20 protein-coding genes are annotated in these 15,796 nt (G+C 65.7%); 1 reads left to right on the forward strand and 19 read right to left on the reverse strand.

What is annotated here, in order from left to right; genetic code table 11:
- Positions 1–30 precede the first annotated feature (30 nt).
- From R5H29_RS06250 to R5H29_RS06310, 13 genes are all read right to left on the reverse strand, one after another.
- Positions 31–3,123, reverse strand: coding sequence for a hypothetical protein (locus R5H29_RS06250; RefSeq protein WP_099470283.1), 3,093 nt, complete (start codon positions 3,121–3,123; stop codon positions 31–33).
- 78 nt (positions 3,124–3,201) lie between these two features.
- Positions 3,202–5,376, reverse strand: a complete 2,175-nt coding sequence (locus tag R5H29_RS06255) for a hypothetical protein (protein ID WP_032961810.1) — start codon at positions 5,374–5,376, stop codon at positions 3,202–3,204.
- 3 nt (positions 5,377–5,379) lie between these two features.
- The gene (locus tag R5H29_RS06260) at positions 5,380–5,778 is read right to left on the reverse strand and encodes a hypothetical protein (protein ID WP_032961812.1); all 399 of its coding nucleotides are present in this window, start codon (positions 5,776–5,778) and stop codon (positions 5,380–5,382) included.
- A 32-nt stretch (positions 5,779–5,810) separates the two neighbouring features.
- The gene (locus R5H29_RS06265) at positions 5,811–6,284 is read right to left on the reverse strand and encodes a hypothetical protein (RefSeq protein ID WP_005412400.1); all 474 of its coding nucleotides are present in this window, start codon (positions 6,282–6,284) and stop codon (positions 5,811–5,813) included.
- Positions 6,281–8,413, reverse strand: coding sequence for a hypothetical protein (locus R5H29_RS06270; RefSeq protein WP_005412401.1), 2,133 nt, complete (start codon positions 8,411–8,413; stop codon positions 6,281–6,283). The genes R5H29_RS06265 and R5H29_RS06270 overlap by 4 nt, the downstream gene beginning before the upstream one ends.
- Positions 8,413–9,003, reverse strand: a complete 591-nt coding sequence (locus R5H29_RS06275; protein WP_005412402.1) for a hypothetical protein — start codon at positions 9,001–9,003, stop codon at positions 8,413–8,415. The genes R5H29_RS06270 and R5H29_RS06275 overlap by 1 nt, the downstream gene beginning before the upstream one ends.
- 99 nt (positions 9,004–9,102) lie before the next feature.
- A complete protein-coding gene (locus R5H29_RS06280; protein WP_005412403.1) occupies positions 9,103–10,056 on the reverse strand; it encodes a phage capsid protein in 954 nt (317 codons plus the stop codon).
- A 26-nt stretch (positions 10,057–10,082) separates the two neighbouring features.
- Entirely contained in the window at positions 10,083–10,868 is a 786-nt protein-coding gene (locus R5H29_RS06285) for a capsid assembly protein (protein ID WP_005412404.1), read from the reverse strand.
- On the reverse strand, positions 10,868–11,011 hold the full coding sequence (locus R5H29_RS06290) for a hypothetical protein (RefSeq protein ID WP_004154577.1): 144 nt from the start codon (positions 11,009–11,011) through the stop codon (positions 10,868–10,870). Before R5H29_RS06290 ends, R5H29_RS06285 begins: the two co-directional genes overlap by 1 nt.
- Before the next feature lie 16 nt (positions 11,012–11,027).
- Complete coding sequence (locus R5H29_RS06295; RefSeq protein ID WP_005412405.1) at positions 11,028–12,584, reverse strand: portal protein; 1,557 nt, start codon at positions 12,582–12,584, stop codon at positions 11,028–11,030.
- Complete coding sequence (locus R5H29_RS06300) at positions 12,577–12,729, reverse strand: hypothetical protein (protein WP_005412406.1); 153 nt, start codon at positions 12,727–12,729, stop codon at positions 12,577–12,579. Before R5H29_RS06300 ends, R5H29_RS06295 begins: the two co-directional genes overlap by 8 nt.
- A 20-nt stretch (positions 12,730–12,749) precedes the next feature.
- Positions 12,750–12,929, reverse strand: a complete 180-nt coding sequence (locus tag R5H29_RS06305; protein WP_005412407.1) for a hypothetical protein — start codon at positions 12,927–12,929, stop codon at positions 12,750–12,752.
- Between the two features lie 64 nt (positions 12,930–12,993).
- Positions 12,994–13,530 (reverse strand): adenylate kinase, encoded by a 537-nt coding sequence (locus R5H29_RS06310; RefSeq protein WP_004154581.1) that lies wholly within the window; start codon positions 13,528–13,530, stop codon positions 12,994–12,996.
- Positions 13,531–13,598: 68 nt separating this feature from the next.
- On the opposite strand from R5H29_RS06310, the gene R5H29_RS06315 reads away from it, so the two are divergent.
- Positions 13,599–13,907 carry a hypothetical protein gene (locus R5H29_RS06315; RefSeq protein ID WP_032961816.1) on the forward strand — a complete coding sequence of 103 codons (309 nt, stop codon included), beginning with the start codon at positions 13,599–13,601 and terminating at the stop codon, positions 13,905–13,907.
- A gap of 25 nt (positions 13,908–13,932) precedes the next feature.
- Here R5H29_RS06315 and R5H29_RS06320 read toward each other — a convergent pair whose 3' ends face one another.
- The 6 genes from R5H29_RS06320 to R5H29_RS06345 are packed head-to-tail and all read right to left on the reverse strand — an operon-like array spanning position 13,933 to position 15,781.
- Complete coding sequence (locus R5H29_RS06320; protein WP_005412408.1) at positions 13,933–14,139, reverse strand: hypothetical protein; 207 nt, start codon at positions 14,137–14,139, stop codon at positions 13,933–13,935.
- Entirely contained in the window at positions 14,127–14,960 is an 834-nt protein-coding gene (locus R5H29_RS06325; RefSeq protein WP_004154583.1) for a hypothetical protein, read from the reverse strand. Before R5H29_RS06325 ends, R5H29_RS06320 begins: the two co-directional genes overlap by 13 nt.
- Positions 14,957–15,106, reverse strand: coding sequence for a hypothetical protein (locus R5H29_RS06330; RefSeq protein WP_005412410.1), 150 nt, complete (start codon positions 15,104–15,106; stop codon positions 14,957–14,959). Before R5H29_RS06330 ends, R5H29_RS06325 begins: the two co-directional genes overlap by 4 nt.
- Positions 15,103–15,414: a hypothetical protein gene (locus tag R5H29_RS06335; protein ID WP_005412411.1), complete on the reverse strand. Its 312-nt coding sequence runs from the start codon at positions 15,412–15,414 to the stop codon at positions 15,103–15,105. The genes R5H29_RS06330 and R5H29_RS06335 overlap by 4 nt, the downstream gene beginning before the upstream one ends.
- A complete protein-coding gene (locus R5H29_RS06340) occupies positions 15,411–15,659 on the reverse strand; it encodes a hypothetical protein (RefSeq protein WP_005412412.1) in 249 nt (82 codons plus the stop codon). Before R5H29_RS06340 ends, R5H29_RS06335 begins: the two co-directional genes overlap by 4 nt.
- Positions 15,656–15,781: a hypothetical protein gene (locus R5H29_RS06345; RefSeq protein ID WP_005412413.1), complete on the reverse strand. Its 126-nt coding sequence runs from the start codon at positions 15,779–15,781 to the stop codon at positions 15,656–15,658. Before R5H29_RS06345 ends, R5H29_RS06340 begins: the two co-directional genes overlap by 4 nt.
- Between the last annotated feature and the right edge of the window lie 15 nt (positions 15,782–15,796).

Consider the following 15,796-nt stretch of genomic DNA (forward strand, 5'->3'; position numbering starts at 1 on the left):
AAAAGGTGGAGGCCCCGAAGGGCCTCCTGGTTACGGTCGATCAGTCCCGTCCTTGCGGTCAGGGAACTGCTGTAGGGCTTGATCCGCGATGTTGCGGACGCCCGTCATGTTGTTGAACCACCAAATCTTCCAGAAGTCGCGCATCTGCTTCTCGGTGATCTCCTCATCGTCGCGGATGGCCGAACCGATCATCCGCGTGCTGCCGTAGACCTTGTTGAACAGGTCGATGGACGGGATGCCCATCACGCCGTTCTCCAGGCCGGTCGAGCGGTTGTTGGCGAACACCGGGTCGTTACCCAAGGCGTCCGCCCACACGGCGTCGGTGACCGCGGGGATCACGTTCGACCAGCTCGATTGCGCGACAGCGTTCTTGTAGAAGTTCTCCTGCGTCAGCTGCTTCTTCCGCTGTTCGGGGTTGCCCGCAGTGTTGATGTACGTGCGAGCCGCCCAGCCCATGCCTGCTGCCGAAGTGGACAGCACGACCATCGCGTAGGTGCGCCAGTCGTCGTAGTGGTGGACGGAGTTCAGGAAGTGGCGGGTGTAGCTGTTGACCATGAAGCTGCGGAACTGCGTGACGATGCGGCCGGTGGTGGAGTGCATCAGCTCGATGCTGTCCGAGGCGTCACCTTCGAGAACCTGGTGTCGCGTCACGCGGAACAGGAAGGCCGCCATGCGCTCGCGCGTCTGGAACGGCAGCTTGTCCGGGTCGATCTGCTCGATCTGCCGCTTGCCTTTGAGGTAGCCGAACACGTCGGCCTGGGCCTTCTCGTCGAGGCCCCAGGTGCGCAGGCGGGCCACTTCGGCGTCCGACAGCTTCTTGGCGTTCGCCATGTCCAGCAGCCGCAGCAGCGTGGCGCGACCGGCGATGCGTTGGAGCATCGTGTTGATCGGGGCCATGCCGGATGCGACCGAGGTGACGTGCGTCGCCATGTTCATCGCGTTGTCGATCTTCTCGCCGTGCTTGACGTTGAACGTCTGCGGCACTAGCGCATCCTCGTCCAGGCGCAGGAACGGCGGGTTGCGCAGCCAGTCGGTGCCGGGTGCGAACAGCCGCTCCATGACGCGCGCCTCCTGCGAGGACAGCTTGCCGTCAGCGCCGCGCACCAGGAAGTCGCGGGCGGCACCCACGGAGTTCCAGAAGTTGCGGAGACCGGCATGCGCGATGGTCGGGCCAAGCTCGGCGAACAGCGAGAAGCCGACCTGGTTCATCACGCGGGCGAAGTTCCAGTTGCGCAGGAACCGCGCGTAGCGTGCGCCTCGGCTGGCGGGATCGAGTTCGGTGCTGCGGCCGAAGGTGGACTTGAGGCCGATGTCGATCAGGCGCTCGATGTCCTTCACGTCGTCGCCGGACTTGCGGGCGTCGCTCTTGAGCTTCGACACGAAGCGGTCGAGCTGTGCGCGGTTCTTGATGCCAGCCTTCGACGACAGCGCCGACCAGCCGGTGATCTCGCGCATGTAGCGGGTCATCACCGAGTCCACGTCGTTGTCGAACAGGTCGGCCATCGAGACCTGCACGTCCTCGCCAGCCTCGTTGCGGATGGTGGTGGAGTAGGTCTCGTCGAGGTCGATGCGCTTCTTCGCGCGGTCGAGCTTGCCCGACTCGTAGGTCTTGCGCTCCAGCTTGGACAGTAGCTCTTGCGACCGCACGGGCGAGACGCCCGCCTCGGTCAGCATGTTGCCGATCTCCTCGACCGAATCGCTGTCCAGCGGGCGGACCAGCAGGTCCATCCCGTCGCCCTCGAAGTTCGCTTGGGCGCGCTTGAGGTAGGAGCGTGCAACCGCCCCGAGCAGCTCGTCGTCGATCTCGTCGCCTTCGTCGGTGGTGGCCTCCCAGGCGCGACGCATGGCGGGCTTGATGAGCTGCTCGATCACGTCGTCCTGGTGAAGCTGCATCTCGCCGAACAGGCGCTTGAAGCCCTTGCCACTCCAGTAGCGCGGCAGGTAGCTGCCGTTCTGCGCCACGTTGGCGAAGCCGTCGAGGTTGCTGTCCTGCGCCAGCTTGAGCGCATCGCGCATCGCCTTGGCGACGCTGCCGGCCGCCTTGGCGGCTTCCGGTGATACGTCAGGCGCACCGCGCACGGCACGGCCGACCTCCTCGTTGAACTTTGCGCGCTCGGAGAAGTTCCACCAATGGGTGCCTGTCCGTTGCTTGTAGGCGTCCCATGCGGCGTTCACTCCGCTCCGCCATTCCGTCTCCATGACGGCCAGGTGGCGCTTGGCGAACTCGCTGGTGGACTCCTGGACCGCGACGGAGCGATCGGTGTAGCCGACGCCATCGCGGAACAGCAGGCGGCCCGCCTCGCGCACCAGCGGCGACTTGGCGCTACCCATGCGGGCAGCAAGGTCGCGGCGGACGGTGGCGAAGTGGGGCGTGATGTGCGCGTTGACCAGCGCCTTGTCGGTGAACTCCTGCTCGAATGCGCTCTCGTTGCGCAGCGGGAGGACGCCTGGCGTGAGGTCGTTGGCGGCGGTGCCTGCCACGCGGGCGGCGGACAGCGAGTCGTCACCGGCCAGCCGCTTCACCACGTCAGGCTTCACCTCGCCGTCGAACAGGGCACCCCGGCGAGCGCCGAGGGCACCACCGAACGCGAACGACAGGGCGGCGCTCTGCACGCCATCCGCGAGCGTCTGCTCGGGGTCGTAGGTGGAGGTTGCGGCCGACATCAGCGCGGAGGTGCCCGCAGCCTGTAGACCGGAACGCACCGCGTTGGCGAGGCGTCCGGCCTTGGCTGCGTACCCCAGGCCGCCCGTGGCGAGATCGAGGCCGGTTGCCACCGGGTCGGTGAAGCCGAGGGCGATCTGTCCGCCCAGGCCGAACTGCGCCAGGTCGTCGTCCGCCATCTGATTCATAAAGGCCACGGATTCCAGATAGGAGAGGTGCTCGTCGGACGTGGCCCGGCCGAACAGCTCCCACTGCTCCGGGCGCAGGCCCATCGACTCCCAGCGCTTGCGCGCGTCTGCGGGAATGCGATAGCCCTGCTGCGGCTCGTAGCCCAGCTCGGTGATGAAGCGGTCGATGAAGCCGATGCCGCCCTTTGCCTGGGCAGCGCCCCATCCGTCCCATACGGTCGTCTGATCCTTCCGGCGCTCCGCGGCCTCTCGCTGCTCCTTGCGCTCGCGCACGGCTTGCACGATGGGCTGCTGGGTTGCCGGCTTGACGATGTTCTCGTCTGCGCCGGGTAGGGATTCAAACATGCGGTCTTACTTCCTCGTCAGGTACTCCAGGAAGTCCTCGGGGACTGCCGGGGTGGTGGTGGTTTGCTTGGTGCCCGCGTTGGGAACCAGCGGCTTGGTGAGGTCGAACTTGGGCAGCTCGAAGGCGGGAGCCTCGGCGGCGCTGGCGTCGCGCTTGGCGATGGCCGCAGGGACTTCCGTGGTCGCCGACTGCGAGCGCAGGTCGCGGATGTTCCGGGACTGGTCCGCCCAGGTGGTGCGCTGCTCGACCCGACGACGCGCCTGGGATTCCGCAAGGTCTCCCTTCCAGCGCTGGTGCTGTGCCGCGATGGCACGCGGGTCGAAACCGATGGCGCGGCCGGTGTCCGGGTCAGGGATCAGCCAGTTGTCGGGGCCGACGATCTGCCACTGCCCCGGATTGCGGGGATTGGGCAGGGCCGACAGCTCATCCGGGTCGCGGCCGAGCTTGCGCGCGACCGTCTGGATCAGCTCGTCTACCGCTGGCTCGGCACCCTGCGGCATGCCGATGTTTGGCACGCGGCGGCCGTTGACGGTCGTGCGCTGGGCGTCGATCTGACCGACCGCTGCACGGATGGCAGCTTCGCCGGACACTCCGCCACGCGAGGCGATGCGCTCGGCTTCCTGGCGGATGCGGTGCAGCTCACGCGGGTCACGCGGCTTGCCGTCGATCTCCAGGTAGTCCTTGATGCCGGACTTCCAGGTGTCGTTGATGACCGAGCGGGCCTCCTCGACTTCCCGCTTCGGTTGCGTCAGGACGCGAGCGGCCTCCTGGTGAGACTGACCGCTGCGCCGGGTGTCGTAGAGGTACTGGTCCAGCATTGCGGCAGCCTCGCCGCCAGCGACCGTATCGGCGTACTTGGGCGAGACCTTGCGGAGCTGTTCGTACAGCGTCGCGGCGTTCTGGAAGTTCTCCTGGAACGCCGGGTCAGCGCGCTTGAGGATGCGTTCGAGCTGGGGGATGACGATGCCCTGCCGTGCCCACTTCTGGAGCACCTGGCCGCGTGCGGCCTGCGGGGTTTCCTCCCACTCCTTACCGGCCTGCTTCTTGAGGTCGGCGTCGCTGATCTCGTAGGGATTGCCCCCGGCTACCAGCTTGCGGATGCGCTCCTCTCGGGCGCGCTCCTTCGCTTCCTGCTCCCAGCGGCGAAGCGTCTGCTCCTGCTGGTTGTTCCAGTATCGCTTGAAGGACTGGAGGTCGCCACCGCTCAGGCCGAATTTACTGGCCCAGGTGTCGATGGTCTTGTGGGTGAGCTGGCCGCGATCCGCGAGGCCCTGGAGCGTCCACTCTGCCTCGGCCATCGCCTGCTTGCGTGCCTCGTCCTCGCGGTGTGCGATCACGCGGGCACCAGCGGCAGCCGCCGCGCGCAGCTCGTCGCCGTGCTCGGTGTTCATCAAGCCGGGCTGGCCGTCGCCGCGGTCCTGCTCCAGGAACGCCAGGATCGACTGAGGATCGCGGTTGCCTGCGGCCAGCTCCTCCTTGGCGGCCTCGACGTAGAGTTCGTCCACGTCGCGCTTGTTGAGATAGGCGTACTCCTCCTGGTCCAGCATCGCGTACAGGCCGTTCATGCCCTCGGAAGTGAGGAACGTGCCGCCCTTGATGCCGTCGCGGATGATCGCGGTCAGCGACTCCTTCTGCCGGACCAGCATTTCCCGCATCGAGTCGGCCTGCCACTGCTGGCGGACCTGCTGCGCGGCGCGCATGGCGACCGGCATCAGGGCCTTGCGGACCTGCGGGTCTTGGAACTCGGGGTTCTGCGTCAGCGCAGCCATCCGCTCCTTGATGAGCGGCTCGATGTCGGTGCCGGGTTCGGCCTTGGCGATCTCTTTGGCCGCTTCGATCTGCCAGTCGCGGACGCGGATGATGCCGTCTGCCTTGAGGTAGCCGCGACGCCATGACTCCGACTGCTGGGCAACGAAGTCCTCGGCCTGCCGGGGCGTACCCTCGGCGTCCTCCTGCATACGTTGGGTCGCCGCGGCGCTGTACTGCTCGCGGCTGTTTGAGATCATCTGCGAGTTGACGGAATCCGAGACGCGCGTCAGCACCGCAGCGGCGGTGCGAGAGAGGACACCGGCACCAGCGGAGGACGCTTGGTCAGCCTGCACCGCCAGAACGGGGCGCTCGGCGAGACGCTGCGGCACCTGCGCGCGGCGGATGATCTCTTGGGGTTTCGTGCGAGCCACGGGTTACTCGTCTCCGGGAATGGAATAGCGCTTGTAGGTTTGGATGTTGCTGTAGGCATTCGCGCCTGACTGCATCACGCCGCCCAGCGCCTCGGCATTGCCGGTGCGGATACGAGCGCGTGCTTCGGAGCCGCTTTCGACGACTCCGTTCCTGCGGTTCTTCTCGATGAGGGCCACGTCACGGCCAGCCTGGGCCATGATGTCGTTCGCCAGCAGCTCGACCGAGTTGCCGGACACTGCCGCTTCTGCTGCGGAGGCGCGCATCGCGGATCGCAGTGCGCGGGCCTCCTCCATGCGCTGTTGGGTGCGCTCGGCGGCCTGGTCGTTGATCTGCTCCTGCTGACGCTCCGCGGCTTCCTCGATGGCCTTGTTGTTCTGATCCTGGCCGTACATGGTCGCCATCGCGCTGACTGCGGCGATACCGACCTGGACTGCTACGGGGTTGCACATGGGGTCTTGGTTACTCGGACGAAGGGTGTCTTGGCGAAGCCGTAGGCGGACTCGACGCCGCTCTCGCGGAAGCCAAGCCAGCCGAGCCATCGCCGCGTGGTGACGGCGTGGACATCGACGAAGTTGAAGATGGTGCCGAAGGTGGCCGACCACTCGTCGCTGATCCGCCGAGCTTCTCGGAGGAACGTGCGGCAGAACGTGGGAGCCACCAGGGCGTCGGTGCCCAGCAGCCAAACCGAGGCGATACCCTCGGCGTGCTGGCTGAAGCCGAAGATGCACACGGGGGAACCGTCGTGCATCGCGGCGAAACTGCGGTCGCTCGCGGTCACTGCAAATGCGAGCGCCTGGAGCGGGGTGTGACCATGCGAAGCCGCCACCTCCAGGATGTCCTCCTGCCGCATGTTCTCGGCGACGTGGAGGATGTCGCTGGCGGTGGGGCTTCGATAGGTCAGGGTCATACTCGGCTGCGGGAGACGAACATGCCGCGCCACTGTGCTGACTGGAACCAGCACTGGAACGGCAGGCGGTTGACGAGGTGCATGCGGACGCTGTTGGCGTCGCCCAGCACGGGGAACCGGCGAGAGCCGGAGTGGAACGTCGGGGCGCTGGTGCGGAACACCGAGTCGTTGAGGACGCGCGCGGTGTACGCACCGGAGTGCGACGCCACGTAGGTCTCGACGCGGCCATTGCCGTGCTGCTCGACCTCCAGCTCGAAGTACGCGCCATCCTTGTAGGCGACCTCGATGTCACGCACCTGCGTGCGGCCCACCAGCACGGCCTGGTTCTGCCCACCGCGAACGATGGGCTTGGTCAGGGTGAGGCGGTGCTCGTAGTCCATGCCGACGACCACGCGGCCCTCGGTGTGGTTACCGGGGAGCGCAAGGCGGGTGCGGGCGTTGTCCCAGCGCGCCTTGGTGATGTCCAGGTACGCGCCGGGGTCTTGCCAGTCGTCCGTCTTGAGGACGGTGACCGTCATGCCATCGGGCACGATGTAGGGCAGGTCGATCCAGGTCTCGTTGCCGAACTGCTGATAGGTGGGCTGCACCACCAGCATGCGGTCGAGCAGGAAGTTGTAGTCGCCCGTGGCATCCGTGTCGTGCTGGTTGAGCACCATGCGGAACTTGAGCAGCTCGCAGCCGCCGCCTGGGGCTTCCGCGACGGCGTACAGCACGTCGTTGATGGCGTGCATGTGGACGATGCGACCGACGCCGGAGATTGACCAGCGCGTCCATGCGGACTGCTGCTTCTCGTCGCCGATCCAGCGGACGAAGTAGACGTAGAGCTGCGCGTCGGTCGGCTCGTCAGGAGCGAAGAACACGCAGTCGGCACCACTTGCGCTCGCCATCGCTCGCATGCGGCCCGGCATCAGCTTGGGCACATGCGCCGTCACGTCGGCGGCGTCGCCGGTCACCGACAGGTCGTCGATGAAGTATTCGCGCACGCTGGCGTATGCGCCGCTGTCCTCGGTGAAGTACAGCGACTCGCCCATCAGCTTCGGCCGGATGTACGGCGAGCTGCTGTAGCTGTTGACCGGATCGCTCTTGACGTTCTTGGCGGCCAGGTACGGCTCGGCGGTCAGGAGGAACTGGCCGCCCGCAGCGGCAAGGAACAGGGCCGACTGGAACGGGACTGCGTGGTAGAGCGTGGTGACGCCGTTAGACCCGCTGACGCTCACGTCGATGGGGTCGGCGTCGAGCACCTGGGTCACCGAAGTGCGCCAGAGGTTGAACGGATCGGAGACCTCGGACATCAGCACGTTCTCCCCGGCCAGGAAGCCTAGGCGGTCCCGGTGCTTGAACACCTCGCGGATGCGCTGGCCGTCGATGGACGGGAACGGGTTGCTTTGCTCGTCACCCGCGAGGCGCGCGGTCCACTCCGGTCCACCGAAGGAGAACCAAAAGCCGTCCGCATGCACTGGATCGGGGATGCGCTTGAGGATGTGCGGCATCGTCTTGGCATCGAAGCGGTGCTTGATGCCCGGCCGGGCGACCTCCAGGTAGACCGAGGAGGACTGCTTCTGGACGTAGTAGTCGTCGAATTGCGATTCGGACGAGCCGATGATGTTGTAGATCGCGCCGGTCGGCACAACGGCCGAGCCTTTGTCGCCGGGCTTCGGCAGGTCGGACATCGTTTGCGCCGATCCGTACAGCGAACCGGGCGACAGCTCATCGCTCTGCTTCACGTCTACCAGCCGGTTGACGATGAAGGTGGTGTCGGAGAACGTCGCCAGCGCGAAGCACGACCACGCACGCTGTCCCTGGGTGTCCAGGTAGTTGAGCGCGTCGCCCGTGGCGTTGACGGTGTATTCCTTGCCGGTCTCGTGGTCGAACACGCGGATGCTGCGGTGACCCACGGCGACGATGTAGCGCTCGTTCTCATCGCGGACGATGGAGTGGAAGGCACAGTCGTGATCGAGGGTGACGCCAAGGCCAGCAACGAACTCGGCGGGCGGGCGCTTGCCAGCGCCCATTGCGGCATGCAGCCAGGCGTTGATCGCCTTGGTGAGCTGGTTCGGCGAGCGGACGGTATCGTCCTGCTGCGACTCGCCTCCCAGGAACGAGGGATAGTCCCCCGTGATTAGCGGCATCAGCGGTCCCAAATATCAGACACGTCCGTCGAGCCACTGAGGAAGTTGTGGCCGCGGGCGTAGGTGAAGTCGGCGTGCTCCTGCGCGAAGATGAGGTATGCCTCCTCCTCGTGCTTCTCGGTGAACACGTAGAGCTGGTCGCTACCCAGCACGCTCGTCTGGAACAGACGCGCAGCGCGCACGGCGATGTAGCGGCGGGCCGACTCGGGCAGCTCCTCGTAGGCGAGGAACCAGGTCACGAAGTCGGCGGTGGGGGCCGACGAGAACGTGTCGGCGAGGGTGAGCGGGTTGATGAGGCGCGTGCCTCGGATCACCAGCGGCTCGCTTCCGCGTGCGGGGACGAGCTTGAGGATCGACTGCGGCGGCAGCACCTTGCCTTCCGCGTTGAGCGTGAAGGTGAACGACTCGCTGGTGTTGAACCACCAGCCAGCGGTTTGGACCTCGCGGCTCACCGCGCGGAGGGTGTCGCGCGCCTGCGAGGCGTACAGGTTGCCGAGCGCTTCGAGGTCGCTGATCGGCGCTTCGCCGATAGCACCGAGCAGCACATTGACGGCTTCGAGTTCCGTGGTCGGAGTGAGTTCGAGGTTCATGGATTCGGGGCAAAAAAACGGGGGACACCCATGTGGATGTCCCCCGTAGATGGAGAGAGATTGAAGCGCCGCGGGATTTGCCCAACGGCGCGGTATTGCTTACGGGGCCTTCGACAGCTCGATGGCACCGCGCGGAGCCAGGATGCCGTGACCCAGCGCGTACTTCGCCAGCATCAGGGTGCCCTGCTTCTCGCCCTGGTACACGTCCTCCAGGGACAGGTCCAGCAGCTTGAGGGTGCCGACCGCCGAGCGGTGGAAGATCACGCCCACGGTGTCCGCGAAGTTGCCGCGGTACTTGGCCGGGATCGAGGCCAGGGCCGACTCATCGACACGCGGCATCGCGTTGATCTTCACCAGCGGGATGCGGGCGACCGAGGAAATGATCGCCTGGCCGTAGGAGCCGTTCGATTCCGCGTTGATGTCGCGGTCGATCAAGTCCTTGTTCTCGGTCAGCAGATACCACTGAGCCGGGGCCAGTGCGCCAGTGAACTCCTGCGGGTTGTCCGGCAGCAGCTTCTCGTCGAACAGCATGCGGGCGTTGCGGAACGCATCGGCCAGCACGGTCGGATCGGAGGCCATCGTGGCGGCCTTGATGATGGCACCACCCGGCTGGCCTTCGACCTTGCCTTCGGTGGTACGAGCGGCCAGGATCGCGCAGCGCAGCTCGTTCTGCATGCGCTTGAGCGCCAGCTCCGCACCCTGCTGACGGGTGTACTCGGAACGCACGTCGTAGTGGTTCATCGCCTCGTCGATGTTGGCGATGAAGGCGTGCGAGATCAGCATCGGATCGAGGGTGATGATGGTCTCGTTGTGCTCGACCACCAGGCCCTTGATCTCGGTGCCCGGCACATGGTACTCGGAGCCGATGGTGCCGACGTTCGGGAACGAGGCGGACTTGCCGCTCTCGATGTTGCGCACCGACACGCGGCCGTCCAGCTTGTAGTTCTCGACGAAGCTGGTGATGGTTTCAGCAGTGTAGTTCTGCTTGAACAGCGCCCAGGCGTCGCCGTTGGCCTGGGCTTGACCCAGGCGGGAGGGGATTGCGTCCGACATTTAGTCCTTGCTTGAGGTTGAGTGGATTACTTGAACAGCGGCGACACGGCCAGGCGGGCGGAGACTTCCGCGCGGTAAGCCGGATCACGGTGGTAGCGCACATCGCGCATCGCTTCGACGACCTGCGCCTGCGACTGGAACGGCTTGGGGCCTGCATCGGCGTTCGATGCGGTCTTGCCATTCAGAAGGCGGCCGTTGCCGCCACGGAGGGCGACGAGGCCCTGGACTGCCAGCGCTGCGCGGCCGGCGTCGCCGGACTGCACCGCTTCGTTGAACGCCCGCTTCTGCTCGGCGCTCAGGTTGGTCTTAGCCCACTGGACCAGGCCGTCGTAACCGGCCTTGCCACCTGCGGGCGAGTAGACGGCGTTCTCGTAGGTCTGCACGCGAGCGCGCAGGCCATCGACGTACACGTCCACCAGCTCCTTCGGATAGCCCGCGTCCTGGAGCTTCTTGTAGCTCTCCTCGGACAGCGAGCCGTTCGAGTTGAACTCGGTGGCGAAGTCGTCCAGGTTCAGGCCAGCCCGCGCCAAGGCGTCACGCGCGTCATCCGCGGTGGCGTCGTCGATGGTCGCGGGGCCGCCCTTGCCACCCTTGTCGTCGGCTGGCGTGCTCAGTTGTGCGTAGGCGGCTTCCAGCTCCTCCACGGTCTTGTACTTGCCGCCGAACAGGCGCTCGCCATCGGTGCCACCCTGCGCGCCCGGTGCGGGCTGCTGGGTGTCCTGGGAGTTCTGCGGCGGCTGCTGACCTGGGGTCGGCTGGCCGTTGATGCCGTCAAGGCTGACGGTCACTTCGGACTTGCCCGGCTGCGACATTACTTGTCCTCGGGCTTGTAGTTGACGATGACCAGGCCGTTCGTCTTGCGGGTGATCTCGGCCTTGCCCTTACGCTCGACGCTCGGAGCCTTCGGGGCTTCCTTGGTCGGCTTGGCGGGCTTCTCGGTGGTTTCGTTCGACATTGCGTCCTTCTCGGGGTTACGGGGTTTGGGTCATCGCTGAGGCGATATTCGGAGCGGCACGGACCATCGCCTCCTGCGCCGAGGCGTCCTGCTGCTCGGCAGCAAGCTCGTCGTCGGAGCGGATCAGGCCCTTGGTGGAAATGTCGGAAGCGGCGGCCAGTCGGGAGATCGCCTCGCCACTGTTGAGGCGGCGCGCCTTCTCCTCTGCGCCGACAAGCGCATCCACTGCCTGACCGAACTCGATCAGCTTGTTCAGGTCGTGGCCGCGGCCGAGGGCGGCGATGCCAACGGTGATGCGCGGCTTGATGAGTTCCTGCGGCAGCTCGGGCAGGCGACCCTGCTTCTGGAGCTTGTGCAGGCGGCGGCGGATCAGCGGCAGCAAGAGCTGCTCGCCCGACATCGCCATGAAGCCGCTGAGGGCGTCGTCGAGTTCCTGGGTGAGCACCCGGATTTCGTAGGCGGTCACGCGCTCGCCGGGGCGCTGCACGGCGGACTTCACGCCGAAGATCAGCTCCAGCGAGTTCGCCAGCCCTTCGGCCTCCTGACGCACGAAGTTCAGGTCGTAGGCTTTCTGGAGCTGGAGCGTGGTCACGTCGCTGGCCTCGCCACGCAGCACCGCGCCGGACTCGGCCTCGGTGAGCTGGCGCTCGCGGATCGTCGAGGTCGGCTTGAGGAACATGATGATCTTCGCCAGCGCGGCGGCACCCTTACGGATCGCCTTGCGCAGCGCCTCCAGCGACTCGAACGCGCCCACGTAGTCGTAGACCAAGCCCTCGCCGTAGTCGTCCACGAGGGACGGCGGCGCGCACAGGGGAATCCACGGGCAGGCGTCGATGGGGTAGGTGCCCACGGTCTCGGGGACTTCGACGCCCTCGACCTCCTGGACCACTTCCCACTCCTTGCCATCTTCCGAGCGACGCACCCAGGTGTAGAGGTTCACGTCGTCGTTCTTGGTCTTTTCGTCGCGTTCCTGGGCGAGCTTCTGCATCACCGCCGCGCGGATCGAGTCCGGCAGCATGGCCGGGGCGATCTTGTCGAGCGTGATGATCTCCAGCACGTTGCCCAGGCCGTCGCGGTCGGTCACGTAGGAGGTCAGCGGATACAGCTTAGGCTTGCCCTCGTCGGGGTCGTAGAGCAGGAAATTGCCGAGGACGATGGCGTGCTTGGCCGCCTCGCTGAGGACCGGGCGGACGCCGCTGGTCTCCAGGTCGTTGACGATGACCCGCTCCACGTCCACCAGCGCGGCCTCCAGTTCGGAGGTCTCCACGCCAGCCTGCTCGGCGATGTTCTCGGCGACTGCCTGGTCAGGCGCGAGCTTGAACACCGAGGCGTTCGGCGGGAGCCAGGCCAGCACGATCTTCGAGGCCAGGGCGTTGACGCACTTCGGGCCGGTGTCGATGTAGGCGGAACCGGGGGTACGCGATTTCGCGCCCTCGTCCACCCACAGGCGGGGCAGGGTAACCTTGGCGCAGCGCTTGGCGCGCGTCTCGGCTTCTTTGCGGTTGGACTTGAGATCGCCGTAGCGCTTCGCGGCCGTCTGCTTCTCGGCCGAGGTCTGCTTGGCGTCAGCCATTCGGAATGGTCAGTCCTTGGTACTGCGTTGCGTTGTTCAGGTCCAGTCGGACCTTGGACTTACGCCGCTGATCGGCCGCGTGGCCGGTCGGCTGGGTGTCCTGGCGGGTCAGCAGGATCGGGTCTTTCTCCTGCTGGTCCGGCATGTTGGGCTTGCTGCACATGATTAGCGGGCGCGGTGCTCCATCTGCTCGACCTTCCGCAGCGCCTTTAGCCGGAGGATCAGGCGGCGCTCGCCCTGCCGGAGCAGGAACTCCTCCTTCGGCTTGGCGGGGTCGTAGATCACTTCGGGGTGCAGTTCGTCCAGGAGGTCGATCAGGTCGTAGGAGTGCAGAGGGATTTGCATAGAACTCCTGGGTTATGAATAGGTGGGGAAACTGTCGTTTCCCCCGATGATGACCACTAAACCCTTAGAGTCGGGCCAGCGATTCCGCGACCATCCGCAGGCGGTGGATCGGGCCGTTGTTGTCGATCACGGTGTCGATCAGGTCGCCGTGGACGCCTGCCTCGGAGGCATGCGCCGAGACCGGGGCCGCGCTGTCGCGGAGCACCTGGACCACCTGGCCGCCCCACTCACGGATGAACTGCGCCTCGTTGTCGAAGCGAACGTCCGACACCACGACGCCAGCAGCGCCGTCGCGGCGGGCCTGACGGATCTTCTGCGCGACCACCTTGACCCACAGGTCGCGGTCGATCATTTCACGGCCCCACTCGGTGCCCACGGTCTGCATCAGGCGGCGCGGGGTCTGCCCGTTGAGCCAGTCGAGCGGCTCCTCCTTGAGCGGGCCGTCCTCCATCGCGGACACCGGCAGGCCGGTGATGTCCGCCACGAAGGCGCGGATCGGGGCCGCGAAGGACAGCTTCACGAAGCCGTGGTCGCTGACCAGGAACTCGGCCAGGGTGTCTTTGCCGCTGCGGGCGCGGCCGGTGATTCCGATGATCTTCATGGGGACTCCAAAAGAGAAACCCGGCCTTAGCCGGGTACAATTCGTGTTCGTTATGGAAGGAGACAGGTATGGCGAGTTCTACGCCGAGTAACACAAACGGAGCGGAAATCTCTGAGCTTGCACAGAAGCTCTATGGCCTACAGGAGGCGATGGATGCGCTCGTGGCATCAGGGCAAGCACAAGGAATTCAGCGAGAGCGCTACGATGCGGCCAAGCAGCTCATCACAGATAAGCTCACTGAGTTCAGCTGCACGTATGAAACGTTGACTACGCCGAAGGCGATCCAGCTTTGGGTTTTCAATAGCCGAGAACCCGTAAGTCGGAATCCGTCAGAGATTGCACACTGGAAGCAGTTCTACGTGGACGAGTTGCGGTAAGCAGGATCAGGTGGCTTGGTTGTCGTCAGGCGAAACACCGGGCGATCAGCCAAGCCGCGCCAGCAACGCCGACAGCGGCCGGCCACAGCTTGACGCTGCCAGCCGAGCGGTACAGGGTGCGTTCGAGGGTGTTGAGGCTGCGCCACCACAGCCAGGCAGCGCCGTAGGCGACGAAGGCGAACAGCACGGCCAGCACGGCGACGATGGTGATGAACAGGATCAGGGTTTCCACAGCTTCACTTCCTTGGTCTTGGGGTTGTAGTCGCCGTAGCGCAGGATTCGCGCGAGGCGTGCTTGGCGGATCGCATCGTGCTTCGACAGCGGCTCGGTGCCGCCGCGGGGGATGCGGGTGGTGTAGGTGGTGACGACGGTGTTCCACAGCGCGCCGAGGTGCTCCTCGACGGACGCATCGCGGTACGCCTCGTGGATGGGCATGAGCAGCTCGTCCGCGCCCTTGTGGCCGATGCCGGGGAAGCCGGGGTAGTTATCCACCTGGTCGCCCGTGAGCACCTGCTTCATCCAGAACAGGTCAGCGTCGTGAGCCGAGATCGGCCGGACGCCCACGTCGGGACGGTTGGGGTTGTAGAGACGGATGCCGGGGATCGTCTGCATGTCCTTGTCGATGGACACGACGATGCGGCTGCCTGGCGCGCGCTTCGGATTCGGGTGCGAGGCCAGCAGCCCCAGCACGTCGTCACCTTCCAGGTTCTCGATCTCCACGATCTTGTCGCCGAACTCGTCGTAGACGAACTCGTCGAGCACGTACCACAGGGCAGGCTTGTCCTTGCTGGCACGGTTGAGCTTGTAGGTTGGGTCGATGTCCTTGCGGAAGTTGTGCTTCTTGCAGGACAGGGCCAGCAGGTAATCACGCGCGCCGAACTTCTCGACGATCTCGTCGATGTAGTCCTCCAGCTTCGCCTTCGCGCGCTCGGGCTGGATCGCTTCGACCTTGTTGCCGTCGCCGTTCCAGTCGATGTTCGCGGTGTTCGAGAACGCGAGCTGGTAGCGCAGCACATCGGCGTCGATCAGTAGCAGGGGGCCGCGCTTGTTCATGCGTCCACCCACTGCCATCCCAGGAACGCCAGCGCGAACCAGCGGTGCAGCCAGTTCGGACGCTCCCGGACCTGCACGAAGAAGTTGCCGCCAATGACCCAGGAACCGGCCGCCTGCGGTGGCCGATAGGTGACGTAGGAAGTCATGGCCGCTTCTCCGGGTAGCGCTCATACCACGCCTGTAGCTCGGCGGCGTAGCGCTTCATTCCGGCCTGGTACTCCGGGCCGTCGCCGAGCGGGTACTCGTGCTCGTCGCACACGAAGTCGGTGGTCGGGATGGTGTACGGAATCTGCGTGCAGGAGTTCCCCGTACACATCGACTGCCACATGATGATGTAGGAGTTCTCGCTGTGCCCTTTCAGGCACGAGCCATAGTCCGCACTCGGCGGCCAGGGCTTCATATCGCACGCAGCGAGGCCAGCACACAGCGCCAGGATCAGGAGAGCGCGCTTCATACCATGCTCTCGTGTACGGCGACCCAGCACTTCTCGCTAACGCGGCGGATGAAGTAGGTCGCGGTGCTCCACTCCACGGGGCGCAGCATGCGCTCGGTGCAGCACGGGCACTTGGCGTTGTAGGCATGAACCTCGGGCTGGTGTTCGAGCACAGCCACGCGGTAGGTGGTACACGGATCGATCACGCGGACATCGCCGTCAGCGGGGCCGCCAATGAAATGCACGCGAAGCCGGTTCTCGTTCATCGGTTCGATTCCTTGAGGACTTCCAGGGCGCTCGCCTTGTCGGCGTTGCAACGCTGGAGGCCGTCCTCGGCGTTGCCGCCGAAGCGGTAGAGGTCGTAGGTGGTGGTGGTCGGGTCAGCCATCACGGCGTCGAGTGA

This window comes from Stenotrophomonas sp. A3_2, from assembly GCF_036624925.1.
Lineage (GTDB): Bacteria > Pseudomonadota > Gammaproteobacteria > Xanthomonadales > Xanthomonadaceae > Stenotrophomonas > Stenotrophomonas hibiscicola.

Coding starts and splice junctions, on each gene's coding strand:
- R5H29_RS06340 (WP_005412412.1), bottom strand. CDS start 15,659: ATGAACGAGAACCGGCTTCGCGTGCATTTCATTGGCGGCCCCGCTGAC.
- R5H29_RS06335 (WP_005412411.1), bottom strand. CDS start 15,414: ATGAAGCGCGCTCTCCTGATCCTGGCGCTGTGTGCTGGCCTCGCTGCG.
- R5H29_RS06290 (WP_004154577.1), bottom strand. CDS start 11,011: ATGTCGAACGAAACCACCGAGAAGCCCGCCAAGCCGACCAAGGAAGCC.
- R5H29_RS06270 (WP_005412401.1), bottom strand. CDS start 8,413: ATGCCGCTAATCACGGGGGACTATCCCTCGTTCCTGGGAGGCGAGTCG.
- R5H29_RS06315 (WP_032961816.1), top strand. CDS start 13,599: ATGGCGAGTTCTACGCCGAGTAACACAAACGGAGCGGAAATCTCTGAG.
- R5H29_RS06260 (WP_032961812.1), bottom strand. CDS start 5,778: ATGGCGACCATGTACGGCCAGGATCAGAACAACAAGGCCATCGAGGAA.
- R5H29_RS06330 (WP_005412410.1), bottom strand. CDS start 15,106: ATGACTTCCTACGTCACCTATCGGCCACCGCAGGCGGCCGGTTCCTGG.
- R5H29_RS06300 (WP_005412406.1), bottom strand. CDS start 12,729: ATGCCGGACCAGCAGGAGAAAGACCCGATCCTGCTGACCCGCCAGGAC.
- R5H29_RS06325 (WP_004154583.1), bottom strand. CDS start 14,960: ATGAACAAGCGCGGCCCCCTGCTACTGATCGACGCCGATGTGCTGCGC.
- R5H29_RS06285 (WP_005412404.1), bottom strand. CDS start 10,868: ATGTCGCAGCCGGGCAAGTCCGAAGTGACCGTCAGCCTTGACGGCATC.
- R5H29_RS06280 (WP_005412403.1), bottom strand. CDS start 10,056: ATGTCGGACGCAATCCCCTCCCGCCTGGGTCAAGCCCAGGCCAACGGC.
- R5H29_RS06310 (WP_004154581.1), bottom strand. CDS start 13,530: ATGAAGATCATCGGAATCACCGGCCGCGCCCGCAGCGGCAAAGACACC.
- R5H29_RS06345 (WP_005412413.1), bottom strand. CDS start 15,781: ATGGCTGACCCGACCACCACCACCTACGACCTCTACCGCTTCGGCGGC.
- R5H29_RS06275 (WP_005412402.1), bottom strand. CDS start 9,003: ATGAACCTCGAACTCACTCCGACCACGGAACTCGAAGCCGTCAATGTG.
- R5H29_RS06305 (WP_005412407.1), bottom strand. CDS start 12,929: ATGCAAATCCCTCTGCACTCCTACGACCTGATCGACCTCCTGGACGAA.
- R5H29_RS06295 (WP_005412405.1), bottom strand. CDS start 12,584: ATGGCTGACGCCAAGCAGACCTCGGCCGAGAAGCAGACGGCCGCGAAG.
- R5H29_RS06265 (WP_005412400.1), bottom strand. CDS start 6,284: ATGACCCTGACCTATCGAAGCCCCACCGCCAGCGACATCCTCCACGTC.